Below are 25351 nucleotides of genomic sequence, written 5' to 3' on the forward strand. Positions count from 1 at the left end.
GGCAGCCCCGCGCCGACCGCCAGGAGACCCCGTGCGCGCCTCCGCCTTCCTCTACCCGTGGGACGTCGTCGGCGACGTCGCCGCCCCCGAACTGCTGGCCGGACTCGGCCTGCGCGGGGCCGTCCTCGCCGCCGCCTACCACTCCACCCGGGCGCTGACCCCCCGCCACCCCGCCCGCCGGATCGTCACCGCCCCGCACTCCGCCGCCTACTACCCGGCCGACCCCGCCCGCTGGCGCGGCCGCGCGCTGCGCCCGTACGCCCAGCACTGGCTGGCCGGCGACGACCCGTTCGGCGAGGCCGCCGCCGCCCTCGCCGCGGCCGGCCTGGAGGTGCACTCCTGGGTGGTGCTCGCCCACAACTCCCGCCTGGGGCGGGAGAACCCGCGCTGCACCGTGCGCAACGCCTACGGCGAGCCCTACCCCTGGGCGCTGTGCGTCGCCCAGGACGAGGTCGTCGAGTACTGCGCCGACCTCGCCGCCGAGGCCGCCGTCCGGCCCGGCGCCGCCGGCACCGAACTGGAGTCCTGCGGCTGGTACGGCCTCGCCCACCTGCACGCCCACGACAAGATCGGCGGCGTGCCGCTCGGCCCCGCCGGACAGTTCCTGATGTCGCTGTGCTTCTGCCCCGCCTGCCGCACCGGCTACGGCCCCGACGCCGCCGCCCTGCGCGCCGCGGCCCGGGCCGCCCTGGAACCGCTGTGGCGCGGCGCCCCCGAGCCCGACCTGCCCGGGGAGTGGGCCCGGATCGAACGCCTGCTGGGCGCCGGCCTCGCCGCCACCGCCCGCGCCCACCGGCTGGCCGCCGCCCACCGCCTGCAGTCCGCCGCGGTCGCCGCCGTCCGCGCCGCCGCCCCGCCCGGCTTCCGGATCCTGCTGCACGCCGACCCCGTCCCGCACCGCAGCGGCCCCAACCCCGGCGTCGAGGCCGACCGGCTGCTCGACCTGGCCGACGGCCTGGTCCTCCCGCACCGGCTGCTGCCGCTCGCCGCCCCGCACCGCCGCCCGGGCACCGTGCTCGCCGCCAACCGGTCCGTGGTCGCCGCCCTCGGCGGCGACCCGCCGCAGGACGTCGAGGGCGCCGACGAACTGCGGCTCTACCACGCCGGGTTGGCCTCCGACGCCGACCTGGCCGCCGTCCGGCGGCTGCTGCGCCCGGAGACCGGCTGACCCCACGTCAGCACTCCCACGGGCGCCAGCCGTCGGCGCCCGTCAGGTACGCCTCCGCGGTGTGCGCGGCGGCCTCCCCGGCACTCAGCTGCGGCCGGTTCGCCGGCACCGGCACCCGCGCGCCCGGCCCGGTGTTCGCGTACTCGGCGAAGCGCTGCGACTGCCACGGGTGGGCGGCCGACATGTCCGCGTACGGCTCCGCCACGTCGATGCCCGCGCCCAGGTGCGACCGGCGCACCGTCAGCATCGGCCGGGCGGTGGGGTCGCTGCTCGGCACCCACGGCCGCGCCAGCCGGAAGGCACCGGCCGGGGCGGTGCTGGTGAAGGCGCACCGGGTGGCCAGGAAGCCGCGCGGGTTCGCCCGGGCGGTGCTCGGGGCGAAGACGAAGCCCTGCGGGACGGAGTCCAGGTCGGTGCGCGCCAGCGTGCGCAGCTCGCACCGGTCCAGGACGGCGGTGGCCCGCCCGAACACGAAGTCCACGTCGCCCTCCACGTAGCAGCGGCCGTAGTACTGCCGGGCGAAGGACGCCAGGTCCGCCGAGTCCGCGTACAGCGTGTCCTGGTGCCCCAGCAGGCGGCAGCGCAGGAAGGCCGTCCGGTCGCCGACGGCCTTCACGGCCACCGCCTGGGTGCCGGTCCAGCCCGGGTGGTCGGCGCGCAGCCAGTCGTTGGCGAAGGTCGTGTCCGCGGCCGTGAAGCCGTCGGCCAGCACGGTGAAGGTGGCGCTGCCGGTGGTGCCGTACGTGCCGCCGCCGGGCTTCGGGGTGCCCGCCGCGTTGTCGTGCACCACGACCACGTCCTCGGCGCGGCCGGTCGCACCGAGGACGGTCAGGTACCGGCGGTCGGCCGGGACGCGCACCGGCGCCCGGTAGGTGCCGGCCGCCAGGACCAGCGTCCAGCCGGTGGCCGGGTCCGCGTTGGCCGGGGTGGCGTCCACGGCGTCCTGGACGGTCCGGTGGTCGCCGGACCCGGCCGGATCCACGTACAGCGTGCGGGGGTCCAGCCGGTCGGCGGGCGTGCCGTACCGCCCGGGACGGGACGGGGCGGCGGCGGCCGGGGCGGCGGTGGGACCGAAGCCGAGCAGGGCCCCGGCGGCGGTGAGCAGGACGGTGCGGCGGGTGGGCACGGGGGGTTCCTCCTGGCGGGCGGTGGCGGTGGCGGTGGCGTCGGCGGTGGCGGTGCAGGTGCCGGGCGGGACGGCGCGGGCCCCGGCGGAGGGTCGCCGGGGCCCGTGCGGTGCGGGGTGCGCGGGGGAGGGGCGGTCAGAGCCGACCGGCCCCGGCGCCCGCCGTGACCTTCGCCGGGACGGTGTTCGCCGCGTCCAGCCCGGTACGCAGGGTGGGCGTCCAGCCCGCCGAAGTGCCCAGCTGCTTGGCGGGGTTGGCGGCGTTCCAGGCGCCGACCAGGTCGCCGGTGGTGCCGTTGACCGAGTTGCCGCTCGCGGTCAGCGCGGTGCCGCCCCAGTTGTAGAGCACCTTGGCGGCCGTGACGCCGGAGGGCAGCGCGAAGTAGTTGTTCTGCGCGACGATCTGCGAGGACTTGCCGACCCCGATGCTGTACTCGTAGTCCCCGGCCGTCGGCGCGTAGTAGTTGTTGTAGGCGTCCACCTGCCCGAAGCGCACCCGGGGCGCGCGCTGCACGGTGTTCTGCCACAGGTTGTGGTGGAAGGTCACCCGCAGGTGGCCCGCGTCGGTGGCGGAGGCGCTGTCGCTGTTGCCGATCAGGTTGGTCTTGTCGTGGTCCTTGAACACGTTCCAGGAGGCGGTGACGTAGTCCGCGCCCTTGACCACGTCCAGCAGGCCGTCGTGGACCTCGTAGATCCGGCCGAAGTACGTCGGCAGGCTGGAGTCCGGGACGGCGCCGTCGGAGAAGGTGTCGTGGTCGACCCAGACGTGGGTGGCGCCGTAGACCGTCATCGCGTCGTACTCGGAGTTCCAGTTGCCGGTGGACCCGTCGGTCGGGTCCCACTGCGGGAAGCAGTCGGCGGCGTTCTCGAAGGACAGGTTGCGGACGATCACGTTGTCGACGTTCTTCACCACCAGGCCGCCGCCGCGCAGCGTGCCGCCGTTGACGCCGACGATGGTGGTGTTCGCGCCGACGTTGATCTGCACCTTGTCGGCCTGCTTCTTCTGCGAGGCGGCGCGGGCGTCCTCCTGGGCGCCGGAGGGCACCTGCGAGGTGCCCCAGGTCTTCGGGTCGTAGGCGGCCAGGTACGCGGGCAGCGAGTAGCCGCCGGTGGCGTACGCCGAGCAGTCCAGGTGCTTGCCGGAGTCGTCGGTGTTGAGGTCGATGACGCCCGAGACGTAGACGATCTTGGGGGTGGCGTTGGAGCCGTTGCTCGAGTTCTTGCCGCCGAGCGCGGCCACCAGCTGGGCCCGGGTGGAGACGGTGACGGTGTGCGCGGCGTCCGCCTTCGACCCCCCGGTGGTGCCGGTGGTGGCGGAGGCCCAGCCGTCCTTCGCGGCCAGCACGGAGTGGCCGAGGTCGGCGGCGTGGGCGGGCGGGACGCAGGCGAGCGAGCCGCACAGGGCGGCGACGGCGAACAGCGGTCCGGTGGTGCGGACGGTGCGGGGCAGACGCATGACGGGGCTCCTCGTCGAGCTTGTCGGGTGGGGGTGCATGCGTGCGGTGCGGTACGGCGTGCAGCGCGGTGCGCGGTGCGGTGCGGCCGGACGCCGTTCCGGTTCATGTCCGTGAACGCGGGTCGCATCCGTGTCCGCAACCTAGGGATCCCCGCGCGACCCTGTCAAGGTGTCCGGCGCCGGAGCGCGACGGCGCCCCGCACGCGGGGTGCGGGGCGCCGAAAGGTACATGACGCCGCGTCAGCGGCTCGCGGACGGCGGGATCACAGGTGGCGGGTGGCCAGGGTCAGCCGGTCCCGGGCGTCGAACAGCGCGTCCCGGATCGTCTGCTCGCGGCCCGGCGTCAGCCGCGCCACCGGCACCGACACCGACACCGCGTCCCGGGCCGGGGTGCGGTACGGGATCGCCACGCCGAAGCAGCGCAGCCCCAGCGTGTTCTCCTCCCGGTCCACCGCGTAGCCGCGGTCGCGCACCTCGGCCAGTTCCCGGATCAGCTCCTCCCGGTCGGTGTGGGTGTGCTCGGTCAGCGGCTCCAGCCGCTCGGGCAGCAGCCGCCGCACCGCCTCGTCGCCCAGCGTCGCCAGCAGCGCCTTGCCGTGCGAGGTCGAGTACGCGGGCAGCCGGCGCCCGATCCGGGTGAACGGGCGCAGGCTGTGCTGGGACTGACGGGTCGCCAGGTACACCACGTTCGCCCCGTCCAGCCGGGCCAGGTGGATGGTCTCCCCGGTGTCCTCCGCCAGCACGTCCAGCGCCGGGCGGGCCGCGGCCACCACCGCGTCCCCGTCGATGTACGAGCTGCCCACCAGCAGCGCCCGCACCCCGATGCCGTACCGGGTGCCGGTGGCGTCCGTCTCCACCCAGCCCAGCTCGGCCAGCGTGCGCAGCAGCATGTACAGGCTCGACTTCGGGTAGCCGGTCTGCTCCTGCACCTCGGCCAGGCTGTGCATCCCCGGCCGGCCCGCGAAGTACTCCAGCAGCTCCACCGTCCGCACGGCGGACTTCACCTGGGCGCCGCCGCCCGGGCTGGTGCCGCCCCGGGCGGCGTTGGTCGGCGAGGGCATCCTTGACCCCTTCTGTCCCGCGGCGTATCGTCCCGCGAAGTTCAAATAGTTGACTGCCGTTCAGCATACTGAACAATCGAGGGTCGGTGGACCGTCCGGCTCCACAGCGGGCCGCACACCGCCGCGCTACCGGACGCTACCCGACCCCGGCACCCCACGAGGAGGCCCGCGTCATGACCGCCGAAGCCCGCCCCGGCGCCCCCGTCCCCAGCACCGACCCGCGCACCGGGACCGTCCGCGCCCACCCCGCCCGCGAAGCCGGCCCCGCCGACGTCGACCGGGCCGTCACCGCCGCCGCCCGCACCCTCGACGCGCTCGCCGACCGCCCCCGCCGGGCCGCCCTGCTGCACACCGCCGCCGACCTCCTCGACGCCGCCCGCCCCGAGATCCTGGCCGCCGCCGACGCCGAGACCGCCCTCGGCGAGACCCGCCTCACCGGCGAACTCGCCCGCACCACGCACCAGTTGCGCACCTTCGCGGAGACCGTCGCGGACGGCGGCTACCTCGGCGTCCGGATCGACCGGGCCGACCCCGCCACCGGCCGCCCCGACCTGCGCCGCACCAAGGCCCCGCTCGGCGTCGCCGCCGTCTTCGCCGCCGGCAACTTCCCGCTCGCCTTCAGCGTCCCCGGCGGCGACACCGCCAGCGCCCTCGCCGCCGGCTGCCCCGTCGTCGTCAAGGCCCACCCAGGCCACCCCGGGACCGGCGAACTCTGCGCCCGCCTGCTGCGCCGCGCCGCCGAGCGCGTCGGCCTGCCCGCCGACGTCCTCGCCACCGTCCACGGCTTCGCCGCCGGCACCGCCCTCGTCCGGCACCCGCTCACCGCCGCCGTCGGCTTCACCGGCTCGCTGCGCGGCGGCCGCGCCCTGCACGACCTCGCCGCCGCCCGCCCCCGCCCCATCCCCTTCCACGGCGAACTCGGCAGCCTCAACCCGGTCGTCGTCACCGAACGCGCCGCCGCCACCCGCGCCGAGGAGATCGGCGCCGGCCTCGCCGCCTCCTTCACCCTCGGCCGGGGCCAGTTCTGCACCAAACCCGGGCTCGTCCTCGTCCCCGCCGGCCACCCCGCCCTCGAGAAGGCCGCCGTCGCCGCGGCCGCCCAAGCCCCCGCCGGGCCCCTGCTCGACCCGCGCATCCGCGACGGCTACCTCACCGGCGCCGCCCACCGCGCCGCCCTCCCCGGCGTCGAGGTCCTGCTGGCCCCCGGCCCCGCCCCCACCCCCGAAGCCCCGCTCGCCGTCCGCCCCGGCATCCTCGCCACCACCGCCGACGACCTCCACGAGGACCTCCTGGAGGAGTGCTTCGGCCCGCTCACCGTCCTGGTCCGCTACCGCGACCACACCGACCTGCACGCCGTGCTCACCCGGCTCCCCGGCACCCTCACCGCCACCCTCCACCACGCCCCCGACGAACCCCCCGCCGACACCCGCGCCCTGCTCGCCCGCCTCACCCCCCTCGCCGGCCGACTCGTCCTCAACTCCTGGCCCACCGGCGTCGCCGTCACCCCCGCCATGCAGCACGGCGGCCCCTACCCCGCCGCCACCACCCCCACCACCTCGGTCGGCACCGCCGCCATCCACCGCTGGCTCCGCCCCGTCACCTACCAGGACGCCCCGCAGGACCTCCTCCCGCCCGAACTCCGCGACTGAGCCTCCGCGACCGACCCTCCGCGACCGAGCTTCCGCGATCGAGCCTCCCGGCGGGCCCTCCCGGCCGGTCCTCCCGGCGCCGGAAGCGGGCGCAGGGCCCCCGGCGCGCTACCCGTGCCCGTCGGCCGACGAGCCGGCGCGGGGCCACGCCCAGCGGCGGGCGGTGACGCGGAACGGGGCGGTGCCGGCGAGGGCGACGGCGGCGTGGTAGCCGGGCGGGGCGGGGACGGGGGCGACGCGGTAGGCCAGGGACCAGGCGTCCTCGGGGGCGGGGGCGGGGGTGTCTTCGAGGGGGACGCGCAGGCCCTCGACGAGGCGCCCGCCGTGCGCCTTGACCAGGGCCTCCTTGCCGGCCCAGAGGCGGGCGAAGCACCCGGCGGGGTCGGCGGCGGAGCGGACGCGGCGGGCCTCCTCGGGCGGGAAGTAGCGGTCGGCCAGCGCGGCGGTGTCCGTGCGGGGCAGGACGCGTTGGATGTCGACGCCGACCGGGCGGGCGGGGGAGAGGGCGACGAGGGCGAAGGCGCCGGAGTGGGAGAGGTTGAACCGGGGACCGTCGCCGGGGAGGGCGGGTTTGCCGTGCGGGCCGTGCCGCCAGCGGAGTTCGGCGGGGGCGGTGCCGAGCCGTTCGGCCAGCAGGCGGCGCAGGGCCGCGTGGGCCAGGACGTAGCGGCGGCGGGTGTCGGCGTCGCGGCAGGTGTCGGCGCGCAGCCGCTCGGCGGGGGAGAGGTCGGCGAGCAGGGGGGCGAGGGGGAGGCCGGGGCCGGGGTCGGGGACGAGGTGGAGCAGGACGGTGTCCTGACGGGAGGTCATCGCGGCGCCGCCAGGCGGACCGCCGAGCGGTCCAGGGCGGGGAGCGACGGGCGGCCGGTGAGGGCCATGGTGTGGGCGAGCTCCTCGGTGGCCAGGCCCAGCACCCCCGCCACGCCGTCCGCGCCGCCGGCCGCCAGGCCCCACAGGACGGGGCGGCCCAGCAGGACCGCCCGCGCGCCGAGCGCCAGGGCCGCGAAGGCGTCCGCGCCGCCGCGCACCCCGCCGTCGAACAGCACCGGGCAGGCCCCGCCGACCGCGTCCACCACCTCCGGGAGCGCGTCCAGCGCGGCCGGGGCGGCGTCGAGCTGGCGGCCGCCGTGGTTGGAGACCACCACCGCGTCCGCCCCGTGCTCGACCGCCAGCCGGGCGTCCTCGCCGGTCAGGACTCCCTTCAGCACCAGCGGCAGCGGGCTGAGCCCGCGCAGCCAGGCCAGGTCGGACCAGGTCACGGACGGGTCGACGGCCTCCGCCGTGTGCACCGCGAGCGCCGAACGCCCCGGGCCGGGACGGTGGGCGGAGGCCATCAGCGCCGGGTCCAGGTTGACCGCGCGCACGTCCGGCGGGATCGCGAAGCCGTTGCGGGCGTCCCGGTGGCGGCGGCCCAGGCGGGGGGCGTCCACCGTCAGCACCAGCGCCCGGTAGCCGGCCGCCGCGGCCCGGTCGACCAGGCCCGCCAGCACCTCCCGGCGGCGCAGCCAGTACAGCTGCAGCCAGCACGGCCCGGACGCCGCGGCCGCGACCTCCTCCAGCGTGCGGGAGGCGAACAGGCTCACCACGTACAGCGCCCCCGCCCGCCCGGCGCCGCGCGCGGTGGCCAGCTCCCCGTCCGGGTGCAGCAGCCGGTGGTACGCGGTGGGCGCGACGCCCACCGGGGTGGCCAGCGGGGCGCCGAACAGCTCCGTCGCCGGGTCGGGGGCCGAGACGTCGACCAGCACCCGGGGCCGCAGCGTCACCCGCCCGAAGGCCCGCCGGTTCGCGCCGAGCGCCCGCTCCGCGCCCGCCCCGCCCTCGACGAAGTCGCGGACGGCGGACGGGATCCGGCGGTACGCGCGGGCGCGGTAGTCGGCCAGCCGCAGCGGTTCGGTCACCGGGACACCTCGGCGGCCAGCTCCCACCACGGACCGGTGCCCGGCCGCGCGGGGCCGGTGAGGGCCGGCCGGACGACGCGCTCGCCCGGCAGCGGGTCGCCGAACAGCAGCGCCACCCCCCGGCTGACCTCCGGCACCGCCACCGGGACGCCCGGGTCGTACGGCAGCCAGTCCTGCTCGACCACCAGCAGCAGCGCCCGCCGCAGCCCGGCCGTGTCCGCGTACGCGGTCAGCAGCCGCAGCGCGGTGGCCGCGGCCGTGCCGTCCGGGCCGGTGACGGCGAAGGACAGCGGGCCGCCCGGGCAGACGTGGGCCAGCCGGCAGGCGGTGGCCCGGCCCGGGGCCAGGTCCGGGACGGAGTGCGCGAGCACCAGCAGGTCGACCTCCTCGCCCGCCGGGACGACCTCCCGGACCAGCGCCTCGGCCATCTCCCCGTACGACTGCCCGCCGGGCGGCAGCCCGGCGGGGGCCGGCAGGCCGTACGGGGACAGCAGGTCGGCCAGGTAGCGGCGCAGCCGGGCCGCGTGCACCGGGTCGGCGGCCAGCGCGGACGGTTCCGGGAAGACCAGCCGGGCCGCCCGGCGCACCCCCCAGGCCCCCGGTCCGGCGGCGGGCAGGACCGGCGGCAGGAGGGCGCGGACGCTCACGCGTCCGCCAGCAGGTGGCCCGCGACGTACGCGGCCAGCGAGCCGACGGTGGCGAAGTCGTCCCGGCCGAGGTCCTCCACGCTGATCTCCAGGCCGAGGCGCTCCTCCAGTTCCAGGACGAGTTCCAGCCCGGTGGTGGAGTTCAGCCCGAGGGCGTCCAGCAGCTCGGTGCCGGCGTCCGCGCCGGTCACCTCGCGCTTGAGCACGACCGGCAGCAACTCGCAGATGGCGGAGACCAGTTGGTCACGGGAAGTCATCGGGGTGAGTCCTTCGGACGGAGGGGAGGGGAATCAGTGCTGGAGGACCATGGCGGCGAACGCCGCGCCGCGCCCGGCGCCCGCCGCGGCCATCACGTACGGTTCGCCCGGGCGCAGCAGGCCGCGCTGCCGGGCGGTGCGGTGGTTGAGGAAGTGGTCGGCGCAGAAGACGTGCCCGACCGTCGGCACGTGGTCGAGCACCACCCGCTCGCGCGGGTAGCCGAGGATCCGGCAGACCTGGTGCCAGGCCACCCGGTTGACGTTGTGCGGCAGGACGGCCGTGACCCGCTCCAGCGCCACTCCGGCCCGCTCGACGGCCGCGCGCACCGCCGCCGCCAGCGCCTCGCCGTAGATCCGCTGGAACTCCGACTCCAGCTCCGCGCGGTCCCGGACGGTGTCGAACTCGCCGCGCAGGTCGACGGCGTACGACAGCACCCGGTCGCGCCCGCCGGACGCCGAGACCAGGCAGGCCCCGGCGCCCTCGCCGAAGAAGGAGCTGCCCGGCACCGCCGCGGCCTCCGGCGTGAACGCCTTCTCCCCGGCCAGCACCAGCGCCAGCGCGTCCGGGTCGCCGTCCGCGGCCAGCAGCCGGCCCGCCGCGTCGATCGCCAGCAGGCCCGAGGCGCAGGCGTGGTGGCCGACCGCGAACACCGGCACCCCCGGGTCCAGGCCGAGCTCCGCGCACAGCTCCCGCACCGGGTCGTGCGGGTACGGGACGACGGTCGGGAAGGAGCGGGCGTGCAGCACGTAGCGGACCAGGTGCTCCCGGCCGCTCAGCGCCCCCAGCCCGGCCGCCGCGCCGCGCAGCAGGTCCAGCAGGCTGCCGCCCGCGTCCCGGCTGACCTCGCCCAGCCCGTGGTAGCGGCGGAAGATCCGCACCTGCATCGGGGTCAGCCCGAGCTCCCCGGCCAGCGCCTCGATCGGGACCCGGCCGGACGGCAGGTGGTCGGAGACCGCGAGCAGCGACGTCACCGCGCCGCCCCCGCGGCGGCGGGCCCGGCGGCCCGGTCCGCCGCCAGGAAGCCGAGCGCGGTCTCCACCGCCAGTTCCTCCACCGTGCGGGCCAGCGTCTCGGCGTCGGCGGGACAGACGTGCCGGGTGTCCGTCAGGACCTCCATCAGCAGCCCGCCCGGCGCGTCCGTGAACTGCCCCTGCAGGATGCGTTCCGCCAAGTCCGCGCGCCGCACCCAGCGGAAGGCGCCGCGCGCCCGGGCGGCCCGCAGCTCCTCGGCGGTGGCCGCCCGCTCCGCCGGCGGGTGGCCGCTGCGGTCGTTGAAGAAGCACCGCACGTCCAGGTCCTCGCCGCGCTCCGCCGCGACCCGGGCGATCAGCTCGTTCAGCCGCTCCGGGTGGAAGTACGCGTGCTTGTAGGCCGTCAGGGTCGCCCGGCCGGCCGCCGCGACGGCCGTCGGCACGTCGCCGTCGCCCAGGTCCAGGACGGTGATCCCGGCCTGCGCGGCCATGCACACCACCCCGGCCAGCGACGAGCGGAAGCGGTTGTTGACCACCGGCCGCAGCACCACCGGGTGCGCCGCGCCGATCCGGCGCAGCGCCAGCGCGTACAGCGCCAGCAGCACGGTGCGGGTGTCGGCGCCGGTGCGGGCGGCCACCACCGGCAGGGCCAGCGGCAGGGCGGGGGAGAGGAACTCGCCCGTCCAGTGGCTGGGTTCGCGCGGATCGGCGGACGGGGGGAACCGGCGGGCCGGCACCGTGCGCAGGATCCGCTCCCAGTGCCGCAGCGCCCGGTCGTTCTGCCGCAGCCCCGCCGCCGACCCCTGCCAGGCCGCCTGCTCCAACTGCTGCATCCCGGCCACCGGACCGTCCGCCCGCTCCCGCACCTCGCGCAGCATGATCTCCCCGCCCGCGGCGTCCGTCACCAGGTGGCTCACGATGCTGACCAGGTGCGTCGGCGACCCGCCCGCCCGCACCACCGCCATCCGCACCGGCCACTGCCCGGCGTGGTCGAACGGCCGCTCCCGGTAAAGCCGTTCCACCTCGGCGGCCAGCGCCGCCGGATCGGTCCCGGCCGGCGCGTCGTACACCTCCAGGCCGATCCGGCCGGACGCGAACAGCTCCTGCGCCGGGTGCCCGTCCGGGCCGAAGCGCAGCCTGGTCCGCATCGACGGGAACCGGCCCATCAGGTAGCGCAGCTCCGCCGCCACCGCCCCGACCGTGCTGCCCGCCGGGAGGACGGCCGTCCCGCCGATCGGCAGCGAGTCGCGCTGCGCCACCATCGCGTGCCAGATCTCCCACATGCCCCAGGAGAGCTCGCCGACGCCCGCGCCGTCCCCCGCGAAGTCCACCTCGATCCGCTCGGAGGGGCCCGTCACGGGGCCACCGCCACCGCGGACCGGTGCCGCTGCCGCATCAGGAACTTGCGGACCTTGCCGGTCGGCCCGAGGATCAGGTCCTCCTCGCCGATCACCAGCACCGCGCGCAGGGTCGCCGCCGCGGCCGGCGTCAGCGCCGCCCGGACGGCCGGGGCCCGGTCGGCGGACGGGTCGGCGTCCGGGCGCAGCGCCAGCAGCACGTCCGTCACCACCGGGGCCCCGCCGGCCGGATCGGCCGGCAGCGACACCACCGTGCAGTCGAGCACGTCCCGGCAGGCCGCCAGGATCCGCTCCTCGCTCAGCGCCGTGTACAGCCACTCGCCGCCGCCCAGGTCGACGGCGTCCACCGCCCGGTCGACGTGGAAGTAGTAGCCCTCCGCGTCCCGGTACAGCAGGTCGCCGGTCAGGTAGTAGCCGTCCAGCCGGTTGCGGTACGTCGCCGCCGAGTCGTTCCAGTAGCCCGGCGCCAGCGTCGGCGCCTTCAGCGCGAAGTGGCCGACCTCGCCGTCCGGCACCTCCCGGCCGGTGGCCGGGTCCAGCAGCGCCACCTCGGCGAAACCGTGCGGCACTCCGACGCAGCGCCCGTAGCGCTCGGTGTCCGGGCCGTGGGTGAGGTGGAACGCGGAGTGGCCCATCTCGGTGGAGCCCAGGCCGTCCACGAAGTGCGACCCCGGCACCCGCCGCACCCCCTCCCGGGTCACCGTCACCCGCGAGCCGGCCGCCACCAGGCGGCGGATGTGCGGTTCGTGCGCGCAGTCACCGGTGTTGAACCACAGCGAGACGGACGACAACCGGCGCTCGGTCAGGTCGTGCCGGGCCAGCTGCGCCCAGGTCGCGGCGAAGCCGAACACGCCGGTCGGCTCCCAGCGCTCGATCGCCGCCAGCACCCCGTCGCCGTCCTGCCCGGACAGGAACAGCACCTCGCTGCGGTGGCACAGCGCCAGGTTCAGCGTGGAGACGCCCGCCGCGTGCGCGGCCGGCAGCGCGCTGAGGATCCGCTCGGTGCCCCGGGCGCGCGGCGCCGCCAGCCGGAACAGCTTCGTCGCGGCGAACAGGCTGGCGTGCGAGTGCACCACCGCCGCGGGCATCCGGGTGGTCCCCGAGGAGTGCGTGATGACGACCGGGTCGTCCGCGTGGTGCCGATAGGGGGCGGGCGCCGCCGCCGGATCGCCGCCGCCGGGCTCCGAAGCGTCCGCGTGCAGGGCCGTCCCCGCCTCCTCGCCCGCCAGCCGCTCCCGGTGCTCGGCGTCCGTCAGCAGCGCCGCCGCCCGCAGCCGGCGCACGTACTCGGCCGCCACGTCGCCCGGCAGGTGCCGGTTCAGCAGCGCCGGGACGGCGCCCAGCCAGGCCAGCGCCAGGAAGTTCAGCAGGCAGTCCGCCGACCCCGACACGTACAGCGCCACCGGGTCGCGCGGCCCGATCCCCCGCCCGTGCCACCACGCTGCCCGGGCCGCCACCCGCTCCCGCAGCTCGCCGAGCGTCAGCCCGCGCCCGGCCGGGAACCCGTCGACCGGGACGTCGAACGCCGCGCCCGGCCCGTCCGGGTCCGCGCCGTGCGCGAACAGCGCGGGCAGCACGTTGCCCGCGCCGAGCCCCGGGTCCGCGGCCAACCGCGCCCTGATACCGGTGTCCCTCATGTCCCGCCACCTTCCCCGAGTACGGTCGTCACTTCTTCGATCGCCGCCAGCAGTCCCGCCCGACCGGGCTGGCAGGCCCGGTCCAGCGCCGGGGCGAACGGCAGCACCGCCCCCTCCGGGCGGGTCACCCGGCGCGGCGCGGCCCGCAGCCGCGCCCCCTCGGCGGCGGTGGCCAGCACCTCCGCGGCGAACCCGCAGGAGCGGTTGGAGTCGTCCAGCACCACCAGCCGGCCCGTCCGGGCCAGCGAGGCCGTCAGCCCCGCCCGGTCCAGCGGGTGCAGCGTGCGCGGGTCGAACACCTCCACCGAGACCCGGCCGGCCAGCTCCCCGGCCACCGCCAGCGCCTCGTGCACCAGGTGGCCCACCGCCACCACCGTCACGTCGGTGCCCGCCCGGTGCACCCGGCCCCGGCCCAGCGGCACCGGCCCCAGCGCCGCGAAGTCCACGTCCTCGCGCACCCCCAGCGCGCCCGCCGGGGCGAACACCACCACCGGGTCGTCGTCCCGCAGCGCCGACAGCAGCAGCCCGTACGCGTCCGAGGGCGTGGCCGGCACCACCGTCTTCACCCCCACGTGCGCGAACAGGCCGTACGGGTGGTCCGAGTGCTGCCCCGCCCAGGCCTCCCGCGAGCCCGAACCCGGCAGCAGGTACGTCACCGGCACCCGGGCCTGCCCGCCCGACATCAGCGAGAACTTGTGCGCCTGGTTGGCGATCTGCTCGAACGCCAGGAACAGCAGCGACGGGATCTGGAACTCCACCAGCGGCCGCAGCCCGGCCAGCGCCGCGCCGGTCGCGAACGAGGTGAACGCCTGCTCCGAGATCGGCGTGTCCAGCACCCGGTCGGGGCCGAACCGCCGCACCAGCCCCGCCGTCACGTTCGACACCGCGACCCGGACGTCCTCGCCGAACACGCACACCGACGCGTCGCGGGCCATCTCGTCGCCCAGCGCCCGGTTCAGCGCCTTCAGGTACGACAGCTTCGGCACCTCAGCCCACCTCCGTCGCGTACAGGTGCGCCAGCGCCGACGCCGGGTCCGGGTGCGGCGCGCCGCGGGCGAACTCCACCGCCGCGTCCAGCACTCCGTCCAGCTCGGCGTCGATCGCCGAACGCACCTCCGGGGCCAGCCGCGCCCCCTGCACCTCCAGCGGGTCCCGGGCCCGGCCCGCCGCCTCCTCCGCCGCCGAGCGGTAGCCCGGCCGCGCCGCGTGCTCCCAGGTGTGGTGCGCGTCGAAGCGGTACGCCGCGCACTCCAGCAGCGTCGGCCCGCCGCCCGCCCGGGCCCGGGCCACCGCCTCCGCCGTCGCCGCCAGCACCTCCCGCGGGTCCGTCCCGTCCACCGCCCGCGCCGGGATGCCGAACGCCCGCGCCCGGCCCAGGATGCTGCCCGCCACCGCGTCCGCCGTCCGCATCGAGGTCGCGAACCCGTTGTTCTCGCACACCAGCACCACCGGCGCCCGCCACAGCGCCGCCAGGTTGAACGCCTCCAGCACCACGCCCTGGCTCACCGCGCCGTCGCCGAAGTACGCCACCGCCACCCGGTCCGACCCCGACCGGCGCAGCGCCCACGCCGCGCCCGCCGCGATCGGCACCGCCGCGCCCACCATCGCGTTCGCGCCCAACACGCCCAGCGCGAAGTCCGCCGCGTGCATCGAACCGCCCCGGCCCCGGTTCAACCCCGGCTCCCGGCCCGCCAGTTCGGCCATCATCCGGGCCGGGTCGGCGCCCTTCGCCAGCACGTGCCCGTGCCCCCGGTGGGTGGAGGTGACCACGTCGTCCGGCCGCAGCGCCGCGCAGCTGCCCGCCGCGATCGCCTCCTGCCCGGTGTACGGGTGGATGCCGCCCGGCACCACCCCCGACCGCACCAGCTCCACCGCCCGCCGCTCGAAGCCCCGGATCAGTGCCACCGTCCGGTACAGGCCGGCGTCAGTCACGGCCCGCCGCCGGGGAGCGCCACAGCACCGGGCAGAACTCCGGGTCCGCGTAGTCCGGCCGCCCGTCCGGCAGCCGGCGCACCAGCACGTCGTGGTTGTACACCGCCGCGCCGCCGTCGGAGAGCGGGAAGCGCCGGTACTCGTTCGCCCCGTCCTGGAGGTGGAAGGAGACCGCCCGGCGCGGCCGGCTGCTGACGTTCGGGCCCGAGCCGTGGTACGTGCGGCAGTGGTGGAAGGACACGTGCCCCTTCGGGATCACCAGCGGCACCTTGCGCACCTCGGCGCCGTTGTGCGCCGCGTTCACCGCCAGCAGCCGCTCCAGGTCGTCCCGGTCCCGGTCCGCGAAGTGCCGGGTCACCGAGTCCTCCCGGCCCACCTCCCGCCAGCGGTGGCTGCCGTCCACCACCGTCAGCGTGCCCATCTCCTCGTCGCAGTCGTGGAACGGCACGAACGCCGTCAGCATCCGCTCCGAACTCGACGTCGACCAGTAGTGCTTGTCGATGTGCCACGGCACGATGTTGCTCGGCTCGCCCGCCACCGCCGGCTTCAGGATCAGCGTCGACTGGAACACCCGGATCTCCGACGCCCCCGCCAGCAGCGCCGCCACCGCCCCCAGCAGCGGCTTGCACAGGACGCGCGCGATCGGGTCGCTCTCGTAGTGCACGTAGTCGTTGTGCCGCTGCACCGGCCCGTCGGAGGGCCGCCAGGCCGCCAGCCGGGGCGGCCGCACCGGCAGCTCCCGGCTGCGCGCCCCCGCGTAGTACGCCTCGGCGGCCGCCGCCAGGGCGTCCACCTCGGCGTCCGTGAACAGCTTCGGCGCCAGGTACCAGCCGTGCTCCGCGTAGAACGCGACGTCCGCCGCGCCCGGCAGCAGCTCCAGCTCCCCGGCGGTCAGTTCGAACCGCAGCGCCCCGGTGCTCATCGGGTCACCGCCGCCACCCGCAGGGCCGCCAGCTCGCGCTCCTTGGCCGCGTACAGCGCCGGGATGTTCGAGGTGCCGAAGGTGCGGGCGCCGTGCCGCTCGATCAGCTCCCAGAAGAACGTCCGCCGCACGTGCAGCGAGGTCGCGAAGATCTGGTACAGCTCGCCCCAGTGGTCCCGGTCCAGCAGGATCCCCCGGCCGCGCAGCCGCTCGGCCGGGGGGACCGGCAAGGTGTCGTAGTAGGCGTCCGGCGTCGGCGCGAACCCCACCCCGCGCGCCGCCATCGCGTCCACCGCCGCCGCGACGTCGTCGCAGGACAGCGCCAGGTGCTGCACGCCCGGGCCGCCGTGCCAGGCCAGGAAGTCGTCCACCTGGCCCGGCTCGCGCGCCCCGTCCGGCTGGATCAGCGTCAGGGTGATCCCGCCCGACGGGCTCTGCACCACCCGGGAGAACATGCCCTGCCCGCCGACCTCGATGTACTCCTCGAAGACCACCTCGAACCCGAACGCGGCCCGGTAGAACGCCACCGTGGCGTCCAGGCACCCGTCCGGCACGCACACCGCCGCGTGGTCGATCCCCCGCACCAGGTCCGGCTCCGGCGCCCCGGTGTCCGGCACCGCGACCAGGCCCGGCAGGAACCCCGCGCCCGCGTCCCGCCGCTCCACCAGCCGGTGCACCACGTCCCCGAACCCCGACACCACCGCCGTCACCGCCCCGCCGTCCTCCCGGGGCGGCTCCACCCCGCGCGCCCCGCCGGCCACCGCGGCCGCGTACCCGGCCGCCGCGTCCGGGGTGCCGAACGCCAGCACGGCCACCCCGTCCCCGTGCCGGGCGACGTACCGCGCCGCCGGGTGCTCCGGTTCCAGGCCCGAGGTCAGCAGCACCCGGCAGCCGCCCTGCCCCAGCAGCAGGCTGCGCTGCCCGGGCAGGCCGGTCTCCGGACCGCCCTGCGCCAGCAGCCGGAAGCCGAGCCCCGCGGACAGCACGTACGCCGCCTGGCGCGCGTCCCCCACGTGGAACTCGACGTGGTCGAGATCGAGGAAATCCATGGCGTAGCAGTTCCTTCTCTTCTCCGGCGGAACGCCGGATCGCTTGTGGTGAATGGGAGTTGCTCAGACCGGCCGGGCCAGCCGGGTGCTCGGCGGGCCCAGCACCAGGCTGACGTTGTGGCCGCCGAACCCGAACGAGTTCGTGACCGCGTACCGGACCCCCGGCGCCGGACGCGGCCCGCCGCGGACGTGGTCCAGCGCGCACTCCGGATCCGGGTCGTCCAGGTTGTGCGTCGGCGGCAGCAGCCCGCGCCGCAGCGCCAGCACCGACACGGCCGCCTCCACCGCCCCCGAGGCGCCCAGCAGGTGCCCGGTGACCGCCTTGGTCGCGCTCACCGGCGGCCCGTCCGCCCCGAACACCCGGCGCACCGCCGAGGTCTCCGCCCGGTCGCCCAGCTTCGTACCGGTGCCGTGCGCGTTCACGTAGCCCACGTCCCCCGGGGCCAGGCCCGCGCAGCGCAGCGCCAGCCGCACGCAGGCCGCCGCGCCCTCCCCGTCCGGGCGCGGCGTGGTCGGGTGGTGCGCGTCGTTGGTCGCGCCCCAGCCCAGCACGTCCGCGTACCCCGCCGCGCCCCGGCCGTCCGCGTGCGCGGCCCGCTCCAGCACCAGCACGCCCGCGCCCTCACCCAGCACCAGACCGCTGCGGCGCCGGTCGAACGGCCGGCTCGCCCCCGCCGGATCGTCGGCCCAACCCCGGGCCAGCGTGCGGGCGTTGGCGAAGGTGTCGGCCAGCGTCGGGAACAGCGGCGCCTCCGCGCCGCCCGTCACCACCACGTCCGCCAGCCCCTCGCGCAGCAGCCGCCACCCCTCCGCGACCGACTGCGCCCCCGCCGCGCAGGCCGTCCCCACCGAGGAGCTGTAGCCCCGGATGCCGTGCCCGATCGCCACCCGGGCCGCCGCCATGTTCGGCAGCATCCCCGGCAGCAGGTACGGGCTCACCCCCAGCCGCCCGCGCTCCGCGCGCGCCAGCACCTGCGACTCCAGCGTCGCCAGCCCGCCCGTCCCCGACAGCACCACCGCGATCCGGTACGGGTCCACGTCCCGGCCCGCCACGATCCCGGCGTCCGCCAGCGCGTCCGCCGCCGCCCGCAGCGCCAGCACGATGTACCGGTCCACCACCCGGGTCTCCGGCGCCGGCAGCACCGACACCGGATCGATCGGCGGGGCGAACCCGGCCACCTCCAGCGACCCGGCCAGCGGCCCGTCCGGATCCGGCCGGCGCAGCCCCGACCGGCCCTCGCACATCGCGTCGAACACCGCCCCGGCGCTGCCGCCGACCGGCGTCACCAGGCCCATCCCGGTGACCGTGACCTCCGTGCCCATGCCCGTGCTCCCTCCTGCTGACGGTGTGTTGCGGATCAGTGCCCGTGGGCCGCTGCCGGTGGGTCAGCGCGCTGCTCCCGGCGCGAGCAGGACGGCGGCGGCGCGGTCCGTCCCGCCCGGTACGGCCGACTGCTCGACCAGGACCAGCAGGGCGAGCCCGGCGTCCCCGTCCGCGAGCAGCGCCTCGGCGACCTCCACCCCGGAGCGGGCGTCACCGACGCACACCACCGGGCCGGTCAGGTTCCGGCGCGCCGCCAGGTGCCCGGCCACCGCGTTCGGGACGGCCTGGAAGAACAGCAGCGGCCCGAGCCGCTCCCCGCCGTCCACCGCCCGCGCCACCCGCACCGCGCCCGCCAGGTCGCCCAGCGCACTGGCCACCACCACGGCGGTGACCGGCGGCCCGGCGCCGGGCCCGGACGGCTGCGCGTCCAGGCAGCGCCGGGCGGCCTCGGCGGCCAGCGGGCTGAACGAGGACGCCATGAACCCCGGCAGCGCCGGCACCTCGGTGTCCGCCGCCGACTCCGGCCACCGCCCGGCGGCCAGCACCCGCAGCCCGGCGGCCGCCGCCAGCTCCCCGAGGCTCACGCGACGCCCACCAGCAGCGCCGTGTTCGCGCCGCCGAAGGCCGTGCTCAGGCTCAGCGCGTACCCGCCCGGCGGCGGCCCCGGGGCGGCGGGCCCCCGCACCAGGTTCAGCGGACAGTCCGGATCCGGGCCCAGCAGCCCGGCGTTCACCGGCAGCCGACCGACCCGCAACGCGGCCACCGTGACCACCAGTTCGAGCAGCGCGCCGGCCTCCAGGGCCTGCCCGTGCACCGACTTGGTGGAGGAGACCGGCACCCGCGCGCCCGCCGGCCCGAACGCCCGCAGCAGCGCCGCCGCCTCGGCCCGGTCGCCCAGCACGGTGCCCGCGCCGTGCGCGTTCACGTACCCGACCCGCTCCGGGCCCACCCCGCCCCGGTGCAGCGCCGCCCCGATCGCCCGGGCCAGCCCCGCCCCGTCCGGCCGGGGCCGGCACACGTGGTACGCGTCGCCCGCCCGGCCCCAGCCCGCCAGCACGGCCAGCGGACCGGCGCCCCGGGCGCGCGCCGCGTCCGCCGCCTCGACGACCACCGCGGCCACCCCGTCCCCGAGCAGCAGCCCCGTCCGGCCCGCGCTGAACGGGCGCACCCGCCCGTCCCGGGCCAGCGCCCCGCCCGCGTCGAACACCGCGAACTGGTCCGCGTCCACCAGGTAACCGGCCGCCACCACCACCCGCTCCACCCGGCCGCGCGCCACCGCCGAGGCGGCGTCCGCGACCGCGTCGGCCGAGGCCGTGCAGCCCGAGGTGTACGCCCGGCCGCCGCCCGACAGGCCGGCCCGCCGGGCCACGGCGGCCGCGAACGCGCCCACCGAGTGCCCCGCGCGCCGCTCGGGCGCCGCCCGGGCCAGCGCCGGATCGCCGTGCACCGCCAGGTACAGCGGGCAGTCGGCGCGCCGCGCCCCCGACAGCCCCGCCGCCGTGCACGCCGCGCCGATCGCCCGGTCCAACTCCGTCTCCAGCAGCGGCCGTCCGGGATGCGCGGCGGCCCGGTCGACCCGCCGCCCGGCCACCTCGAACCGCCCCACCGGGCCGAACGCCGCCCGGCCCTCCAGCGCCGCCCCGAGCAGCGGCCCCACGCCCCGCCCGAACGCGCTCAGCACCCCCATCCCGCCGACCACCACGGACCGGGGGCCCCGGCGGACGGCCGCCGGTACGGTGTCGGTCATCCTCGGTCACCTCCCTTCCGGGTGTCTCATCGCGTCGTCGAGTCCATCGCGCGTCCCACGCGCCCTGCCTGTTCCGGTGCCCCGCGCCGTCGGCGGGCCGGCCGTACGGGGCCGCCCGCCACCCGCCACTACCGCTGCGGCCCGGTGCGGAGCCCCTCCAGCAGCCGCGCGGCGTCGGAGACCGTGGCGATCCGGGACAGCGTGTCGTCGTCCAGCCGCCGGCCGTGCCGCTGCTCGATCACGTGCGCCAGCCAGGCCAGCTCCATCGAGTCGACCCGCTCCGGCACCTCCTGCGGCGCCCGCCCGCCGAACTCCGCGAGCAGCGCCACCACTTCCTCCCGCGCCGTCGCCGCCACGGTCAGCGCCCCGCCGCCGCGGACTCCAGCCGGGCGGCCACCGCCGCACCGAACTCGCCGACCGTCATGGTGCCCAGCAGCTCCGCCTCGTCGTCGTCGAACCGGACGCCGAACCGCTCCTCCACCCGGACGCCCAGCTCGGCCAGCGCCAGCGACTCCAGGTCCGCGCCGGCCGGGCCGAGCCGGGTGTCGTCGTCGACCTCGGTGGTGTCGTAGTTCATCTCGCGCAGCGCGGACAGCACGAACGCGCGGATCTCGTCGAGGGTGATCGCCTCGGTGGACATCGCCGCTCCTTCCTCTTCTTCCTTCGTCGCTTCATCGATTGATCTGCCGATCGGCTGATCTGCTGATCGGCCGATCGGGAAAGTCGGTGGGGCCGGGCCTCAGCGCCCCGCACCGGTGGTCGCCGCCGCCAGCGCGGCCCGGTCGCGCACCGGCTTCCCGGTGGCGGTGCGCGGCAGCCGCTCCAGCACGTGCAGCAGCCGGGGCCGCTTGTACGCCGCCAGCCGCTCGGCCAGCCGCTCCTCGACCAGGGCCGCGGTGGCGCCGGGGGCGAGCACCAGGTACGCCTCGATCGCGGATCCGTGCAGGACGACCGCGGACTCGACCTCGGGCAGCGCGGCGACGGTGTGCTCGACCTCGGTCAGGTCGACCTTCAACCCGCCGATCGACACCTGCGAGTCCAGCCGCCCGCGCACCCGCACCCGCCCCGTCCCGGGGTCGACCGAGCCGCCGTCCCGGGTGCGCAGCCAGCCGTCGGCCCAGCGCTCCGCGCCGGCCGGGTCCAGGTAGGGCGAGCGCTCGGCGGCGACCAGCAGTTCGCCGTCCACCGCGCGCAGGCCGAGGCCCGGCGCGGGGGTCAGCTCGGGGCGGTGCGCCCCGGACAGGTCGGTGGCGATCACGCCGACCTCGGTCATCCCGTACATGCTGCCCAGCCGGACGCCGTACCGGTCGACGAAGGCCGCGTGCACCTCGGCGCGGACCGGCTCGCCGCCGGTGGTCATGCCGGTCAGCTGGGGGAGCCGAGGCGGATCGACCGCCCAGCCCAGCAGCTCCAGGTGGAACGGCACGCCCAGCAGGGTGGTCGGCTCGGGCCCGGCCGCCACGGCGGCCAGCACGCCCTCGGCCGTGATCCGTTCGGGGAAGGCCAGCCGCACCCCCGCGTGCAGGCAGTGCAGCAGACCGCCGACCAGGCCCAGCACGTGCACCGGCGAGGCCAGCGAGACCATCCGCTCGCCCGCCCGGGGCACCCCGTCGATCCGCTCGTACCGGCCGAGCTCGGCGACCAGGTCGGCCGCCGTCCGCCCGATCACCTTCGCCGGGCCGGTCGACCCCGAGCTGAGCTGCACCAGCGCGTGCGGCCCCTCGGCCGGACGGCCCGGACGGGCGGTGACCCGGGCGCGCTGCCGGTAGTGGCCGCGCGCCGGCCCGCCCGGCACCGGGTGCTCCGCGTCGACCAGCACCTGCGGCGCCAGCCGTTCCAGCGCCCGATCGGTCTCGAACAGGGTCAGCCGGTGGTCGAGCAGCGCCGCCCGGGCCCCGGTCCGCCAGCTCGCCAGCAGCTGGACGACCAGTTCGAGCGAGGGCGCCAGCCGGATCGCCACCGACCCGCCCCGGCGCAGCCCGGCCGCGCCCAGCGCGGCCTGCCGCTCCCGGACCAGTCGGCGCAGCCCGTCCCGGGTGACCGGCTCGTCGAAGAAGAGACAGGGCTCGGCGCCCGGGCCGCGCAGGAGCACCTCGTCGACCCATTCGGGTGCCAACGGCCCGGAAGGGGCCTGTGGGAGCGCTCCCACACTGCTTGTCGGAGCTGCTGGAACATCTTTCATGGAGAACCCGGACCTCTTCCTGGCACGGTCGTGGGGAACCTGTGAAATTCCCACGCCGAACTTTCATCGCTGAATTGACCGGGTGTCAAGACCTGTTACCCGAATCCGCGGTCCGGGTGAATTCCGCCGCCCCCGTCCCGCCCCCGCAGGTCCCGTCGACTGCGTTGACGGGGGCGCACCCCCTCGCTAGTGTGACGGCCGGTTGGCCAACTTGCCTGGTACGGGAGCCTGTTGCCCAGCAGTGACGGCTCGTCTGCTGACGGCCGGTCAGATCCGCCCCCGCCCCGAGCGGCGTGCCCCGCCGCCGGCACCGCCGCGGGCGGAGTGTCATCCGCATGCCCACGGGTCGTTTCCCCGACGGGGCGATCATGCGATGGACCAGACCAATCCGACGTTATCGGGCGCATTTCCGCGGCATTTCCGGCCGCCATTTCTAGGCATATCCATGTCAACTTTTCGAGGATCGGCCCAGTGGAACCTGCAGTGGAACCAGCCCGCGAACCCGCGGCCGGCTCCGGCCTGAACACGGCCGTGGAGCGCTACTACGACATCACGCTCGACCTGTACGAAGACCTGTGGGGCGAACACGTCCACCACGGCTTCTGGGACGAGGGCCAGGGCCCCGCCCTGGACGGCGCCGACCGGCACGCCGCCACCGACCGGCTGGTGCGCGAACTGGTCGAACACGCCGCCGTCCCCGCCGGCTCCCGGATCCTCGACGTCGGCTGCGGGATCGGCGGCCCCGCCCTCCACCTGGCAGGCCCGCTCGGCTGCACCGTCGAAGGCGTCACGCTCAGCGCCCGCCAGGCCGCCCGCGCCAACGAGAAGGCCCGCGCCGCCGGCCTCGCCCCCCGCGCCCGCTTCCACCGGCAGGACGCCCTCTCCACCGGACACCCCGACGCCTCCTTCGACGTGGTCTGGGCGATGGAGAGCCTCATGCACCTCCCCGACCGCCCCGCCTTCTTCGCCGAGGCCCACCGCCTGCTCCGCCCCGGCGGCACCCTCGCCGTCGCCACCTGGGCCGTCCGCGACGGCGAACTCGACGCCGGCGAACGCGAACTCGTCCGGCAGATCCTGCTGCACCAGGTGATGCCCGACTTCTCCTCCCTGGAGGAGCACGAAGCGCTCGCCCGCGCCGCCGGCTTCACCGACGTCACCGTCGCCGACTGGAGCGCCGCCGTCGCCAACTCCTGGGACCCGGCCTTCGCCCGCGTCCCGCAGCTCGACCGGGGCCCCGCCGCGATGCGCGACCTGGCCCGCGCCCGGGGCGTCGACGTCCTCGGCTTCTTCCACGCCGGGCCGCTCATGAAGAAGGGCTTCGACACCGGCGTCATCACCTACGGCGCCCTGCGCGCCGTCAGACCCCGGCCATGACCGCCCGCCCTCCGCTCCGCGAGGTCGCCGACCTCCTGCGCACCGTCCTCGGCCGGCCCCCCGCCTGGCTGGACACCCTGCGCCCCGACACCCTCCTGGACGGCGAACTCCACCTGGAGAGCCACGACCTGGCCGCCTGGAGCCTCGCCCTCCGCACCCGCTACGGCCCCGCCGCCGACCTCGCCGCCCACCTCACCACCCTCGACCTCGACGCCCTCACCGCGTTCACCCTCGCCGACGCGGCCGCCCTCGCCGGTGGCCCCGCCCCGGCGCCGGGGGCTCCGACCGGAGCCGACCCCCCGTCAATCCCGGCTGACGGCAAGGCCGACACCACCGGAGCCGCACCCCCGGCACCCTCCCCGTCCGGTGCCGGAGGCCCGCGCGGACGGTTCCTCTTCGTCTCGCTGCCGCTGTTCGGGCACGTGAACCCGCTCGCCGCCGTCTCCCGCGAACTGCTCGCGCGCGGGCACGAGGTGCTGTGGGCCGGGTCCGAATCGTTCCTGCGGCCGCTGCTCGGGCCGGACACGGCGATCGCGCCGATCCCGCTGCGCGCGCACCGGGGGCAGGCCGACCGGGGGACGGCGGCGGCCAGGTCGCGCTGGGACGGTTACATCGTCCCGCACGCCGGGCACACCCTGCCCGGCATCGAGCGCGCGGTGGCCGCCTTCCGCCCGGACGTGCTGGCCGTCGACCAGCACGCCGTGGCCGGCGCCCTCGCCGCGCACCGCGCGGGCCTGCCCTGGGCGTCGCTCGCGCCGACCACGATGGAGCTGACCCGCCCGTACCGCACCGCCGCCCCCCGGGTCGAGGAGTGGATCGAGCGGCGGATGGCCGACATGTGGACCGCCGCCGGGCTGCCCGGCGCGCCCCCGCACGACCTGCGCTTCTCGCCGCACCTGCTGGTCGCCTTCACCGGCGAGGCGCTGACCGGCCCGCTGCCCTGGCCGCGGAACGCGGTGCTGGTCGGCCCGGCCCTGGCCGCCCGGGAGCCGGACCGCACCTTCCCGTGGGAGTGGATCGACCCGGCCCGCCGCCAGGTGCTGGTCACCGTCGGCACGCTCTCCCTCGACCTCGCCGCCGACTTCCACGCCCGGACGGTCGAGGCGCTGCGCCCGCTCGGCGACCGCCTCCAGGCGGTGATCGCCGCGCCCGACGGGACGGTGGCCGACCCGCCCGGGCACGTCCTGGTCCGCCCCCGGGTGCCGGTCCTCGAACTGATGCCCCGCCTGGACGCGGTGGTCAGCCACGGCGGCCTGAACACCGTCTGCGAGGCGCTCGCCCACGGCGTGCCGCTGCTGGTCGCCCCGATCAAGGGCGACCAGCCGATCAACGCCGCCCAGGTCGCGGCCGCCGGTGCCGGCCGCCGGGTGCGGTTCGCGCACGCGAGCCCGCAGCAGCTGCGCGCGGAACTGCTGGCCGTCCTGGACGACCCGTCCCACGCCGCGGCGGCCCGGCGCGTCCAGGAGTCCTTCGCCGCCGCCGGTGGCGCGCCCGCCGCCGCCGACCACCTGGAGACCCTGCTCCCCGCCGGCCCCCGACCCGCCGGCCCCTGACCCGCCCGCCCCCGACCCGTCGGCCCCTGACCCCCGATC

24 protein-coding genes are annotated in these 25351 nt (G+C 77.1%); 4 read left to right on the forward strand and 20 right to left on the reverse strand.

Annotated features, from left to right (window positions below):
* The first annotated feature begins 31 nt into the window (after positions 1–31).
* Positions 32–1168 carry a hypothetical protein gene (locus OO48_RS19320; RefSeq protein ID WP_033217910.1) on the forward strand — a complete coding sequence of 379 codons (1137 nt, stop codon included), beginning with the start codon at positions 32–34 and terminating at the stop codon, positions 1166–1168.
* 7 nt (positions 1169–1175) lie between these two features.
* Here OO48_RS19320 and OO48_RS19325 read toward each other — a convergent pair whose 3' ends face one another.
* The 3 genes from OO48_RS19325 to OO48_RS19335 all read right to left on the reverse strand — a co-directional run bounded on the left by OO48_RS19325 (position 1176) and on the right by OO48_RS19335 (position 4811).
* Positions 1176–2294, reverse strand: coding sequence for a pectinesterase family protein (locus OO48_RS19325; RefSeq protein WP_033217912.1), 1119 nt, complete (start codon positions 2292–2294; stop codon positions 1176–1178).
* Positions 2295–2430: 136 nt separating this feature from the next.
* A complete protein-coding gene (locus OO48_RS19330; RefSeq protein ID WP_033217914.1) occupies positions 2431–3750 on the reverse strand; it encodes a pectate lyase family protein in 1320 nt (439 codons plus the stop codon).
* A gap of 263 nt (positions 3751–4013) precedes the next feature.
* Positions 4014–4811, reverse strand: a complete 798-nt coding sequence (locus OO48_RS19335; RefSeq protein ID WP_051732309.1) for an IclR family transcriptional regulator — start codon at positions 4809–4811, stop codon at positions 4014–4016.
* Positions 4812–4984: 173 nt separating this feature from the next.
* Between OO48_RS19335 and OO48_RS19340 the strand changes: the two genes are divergently transcribed.
* Complete coding sequence (locus tag OO48_RS19340; protein WP_033217917.1) at positions 4985–6460, forward strand: aldehyde dehydrogenase (NADP(+)); 1476 nt, start codon at positions 4985–4987, stop codon at positions 6458–6460.
* A 108-nt stretch (positions 6461–6568) separates the two neighbouring features.
* Here the strand turns inward: OO48_RS19340 and OO48_RS40720 are convergent, their stop codons facing one another.
* The 17 genes from OO48_RS40720 to OO48_RS19425 form a co-directional block, all read right to left on the reverse strand.
* Positions 6569–7270, reverse strand: a complete 702-nt coding sequence (locus OO48_RS40720) for a 4'-phosphopantetheinyl transferase family protein (protein WP_051732310.1) — start codon at positions 7268–7270, stop codon at positions 6569–6571.
* Positions 7267–8358 (reverse strand): alpha-hydroxy acid oxidase, encoded by a 1092-nt coding sequence (locus OO48_RS19350; RefSeq protein WP_033217919.1) that lies wholly within the window; start codon positions 8356–8358, stop codon positions 7267–7269. The genes OO48_RS40720 and OO48_RS19350 overlap by 4 nt, the downstream gene beginning before the upstream one ends.
* The gene (locus OO48_RS19355; protein WP_051732311.1) at positions 8355–9005 is read right to left on the reverse strand and encodes a hypothetical protein; all 651 of its coding nucleotides are present in this window, start codon (positions 9003–9005) and stop codon (positions 8355–8357) included. Before OO48_RS19355 ends, OO48_RS19350 begins: the two co-directional genes overlap by 4 nt.
* Entirely contained in the window at positions 9002–9262 is a 261-nt protein-coding gene (locus OO48_RS19360) for a phosphopantetheine-binding protein (protein ID WP_033217921.1), read from the reverse strand. Before OO48_RS19360 ends, OO48_RS19355 begins: the two co-directional genes overlap by 4 nt.
* A gap of 33 nt (positions 9263–9295) precedes the next feature.
* On the reverse strand, positions 9296–10234 hold the full coding sequence (locus tag OO48_RS19365; RefSeq protein ID WP_033217926.1) for a 3-oxoacyl-[acyl-carrier-protein] synthase III C-terminal domain-containing protein: 939 nt from the start codon (positions 10232–10234) through the stop codon (positions 9296–9298).
* Entirely contained in the window at positions 10231–11592 is a 1362-nt protein-coding gene (locus OO48_RS19370; protein WP_051732312.1) for a condensation domain-containing protein, read from the reverse strand. Before OO48_RS19370 ends, OO48_RS19365 begins: the two co-directional genes overlap by 4 nt.
* Positions 11589–13229 (reverse strand): class I adenylate-forming enzyme family protein, encoded by a 1641-nt coding sequence (locus OO48_RS19375; protein ID WP_033217928.1) that lies wholly within the window; start codon positions 13227–13229, stop codon positions 11589–11591. The genes OO48_RS19370 and OO48_RS19375 overlap by 4 nt, the downstream gene beginning before the upstream one ends.
* Positions 13226–14215 (reverse strand): alpha-ketoacid dehydrogenase subunit beta, encoded by a 990-nt coding sequence (locus tag OO48_RS19380; RefSeq protein ID WP_033217929.1) that lies wholly within the window; start codon positions 14213–14215, stop codon positions 13226–13228. The genes OO48_RS19375 and OO48_RS19380 overlap by 4 nt, the downstream gene beginning before the upstream one ends.
* Before the next feature lies 1 nt (position 14216).
* A complete protein-coding gene (locus OO48_RS19385) occupies positions 14217–15161 on the reverse strand; it encodes a thiamine pyrophosphate-dependent dehydrogenase E1 component subunit alpha (protein WP_033217931.1) in 945 nt (314 codons plus the stop codon).
* Positions 15154–16083, reverse strand: a complete 930-nt coding sequence (locus OO48_RS19390) for a phytanoyl-CoA dioxygenase family protein (protein ID WP_033217933.1) — start codon at positions 16081–16083, stop codon at positions 15154–15156. The genes OO48_RS19385 and OO48_RS19390 overlap by 8 nt, the downstream gene beginning before the upstream one ends.
* On the reverse strand, positions 16080–17132 hold the full coding sequence (gene hppD, locus OO48_RS19395; RefSeq protein ID WP_033217935.1) for a 4-hydroxyphenylpyruvate dioxygenase: 1053 nt from the start codon (positions 17130–17132) through the stop codon (positions 16080–16082). Before hppD ends, OO48_RS19390 begins: the two co-directional genes overlap by 4 nt.
* A gap of 63 nt (positions 17133–17195) precedes the next feature.
* On the reverse strand, positions 17196–18455 hold the full coding sequence (locus OO48_RS19400; RefSeq protein WP_033217937.1) for a beta-ketoacyl-[acyl-carrier-protein] synthase family protein: 1260 nt from the start codon (positions 18453–18455) through the stop codon (positions 17196–17198).
* Between the two features lie 63 nt (positions 18456–18518).
* Complete coding sequence (locus tag OO48_RS19405; protein ID WP_209439511.1) at positions 18519–19040, reverse strand: beta-ketoacyl synthase chain length factor; 522 nt, start codon at positions 19038–19040, stop codon at positions 18519–18521.
* A complete protein-coding gene (locus OO48_RS19410) occupies positions 19037–20203 on the reverse strand; it encodes a beta-ketoacyl synthase N-terminal-like domain-containing protein (protein ID WP_051732313.1) in 1167 nt (388 codons plus the stop codon). The genes OO48_RS19405 and OO48_RS19410 overlap by 4 nt, the downstream gene beginning before the upstream one ends.
* A gap of 128 nt (positions 20204–20331) precedes the next feature.
* The gene (locus OO48_RS19415; RefSeq protein ID WP_209439512.1) at positions 20332–20532 is read right to left on the reverse strand and encodes a hypothetical protein; all 201 of its coding nucleotides are present in this window, start codon (positions 20530–20532) and stop codon (positions 20332–20334) included.
* 29 nt (positions 20533–20561) lie between these two features.
* Positions 20562–20843: an acyl carrier protein gene (locus tag OO48_RS19420; RefSeq protein ID WP_033217939.1), complete on the reverse strand. Its 282-nt coding sequence runs from the start codon at positions 20841–20843 to the stop codon at positions 20562–20564.
* Between the two features lie 99 nt (positions 20844–20942).
* Entirely contained in the window at positions 20943–22319 is a 1377-nt protein-coding gene (locus tag OO48_RS19425) for a class I adenylate-forming enzyme family protein (RefSeq protein ID WP_051732314.1), read from the reverse strand.
* A 537-nt stretch (positions 22320–22856) separates the two neighbouring features.
* Between OO48_RS19425 and OO48_RS19430 the strand changes: the two genes are divergently transcribed.
* Both OO48_RS19430 and OO48_RS19435 read left to right on the forward strand, forming a co-directional pair.
* On the forward strand, positions 22857–23759 hold the full coding sequence (locus tag OO48_RS19430; RefSeq protein WP_209439513.1) for a methyltransferase domain-containing protein: 903 nt from the start codon (positions 22857–22859) through the stop codon (positions 23757–23759).
* Positions 23756–25312 (forward strand): glycosyltransferase, encoded by a 1557-nt coding sequence (locus tag OO48_RS19435; RefSeq protein WP_209439514.1) that lies wholly within the window; start codon positions 23756–23758, stop codon positions 25310–25312. The genes OO48_RS19430 and OO48_RS19435 overlap by 4 nt, the downstream gene beginning before the upstream one ends.
* Positions 25313–25351: the final 39 nt, after the last annotated feature.

The organism is Kitasatospora phosalacinea, from assembly GCF_000716545.1.
Taxonomy (GTDB): Bacteria; Actinomycetota; Actinomycetes; order Streptomycetales; family Streptomycetaceae; genus Kitasatospora; species Kitasatospora phosalacinea.

Bases quoted from the DNA above. Each gene is read 5' to 3' on its own strand.
- OO48_RS19330 (WP_033217914.1), bottom strand. From the start codon at position 3,750: ATGCGTCTGCCCCGCACCGTCCGCACCACCGGACCGCTGTTCGCCGTC.
- OO48_RS19335 (WP_051732309.1), bottom strand. From the start codon at position 4,811: ATGCCCTCGCCGACCAACGCCGCCCGGGGCGGCACCAGCCCGGGCGGC.
- OO48_RS19340 (WP_033217917.1), top strand. From the start codon at position 4,985: ATGACCGCCGAAGCCCGCCCCGGCGCCCCCGTCCCCAGCACCGACCCG.
- OO48_RS40720 (WP_051732310.1), bottom strand. From the start codon at position 7,270: ATGACCTCCCGTCAGGACACCGTCCTGCTCCACCTCGTCCCCGACCCC.
- OO48_RS19360 (WP_033217921.1), bottom strand. From the start codon at position 9,262: ATGACTTCCCGTGACCAACTGGTCTCCGCCATCTGCGAGTTGCTGCCG.
- OO48_RS19375 (WP_033217928.1), bottom strand. From the start codon at position 13,229: ATGAGGGACACCGGTATCAGGGCGCGGTTGGCCGCGGACCCGGGGCTC.
- OO48_RS19390 (WP_033217933.1), bottom strand. From the start codon at position 16,083: ATGAGCACCGGGGCGCTGCGGTTCGAACTGACCGCCGGGGAGCTGGAG.
- hppD (WP_033217935.1), bottom strand. From the start codon at position 17,132: ATGGATTTCCTCGATCTCGACCACGTCGAGTTCCACGTGGGGGACGCG.
- OO48_RS19400 (WP_033217937.1), bottom strand. From the start codon at position 18,455: ATGGGCACGGAGGTCACGGTCACCGGGATGGGCCTGGTGACGCCGGTC.
- OO48_RS19410 (WP_051732313.1), bottom strand. From the start codon at position 20,203: ATGACCGACACCGTACCGGCGGCCGTCCGCCGGGGCCCCCGGTCCGTG.
- OO48_RS19420 (WP_033217939.1), bottom strand. From the start codon at position 20,843: ATGTCCACCGAGGCGATCACCCTCGACGAGATCCGCGCGTTCGTGCTG.
- OO48_RS19435 (WP_209439514.1), top strand. From the start codon at position 23,756: ATGACCGCCCGCCCTCCGCTCCGCGAGGTCGCCGACCTCCTGCGCACC.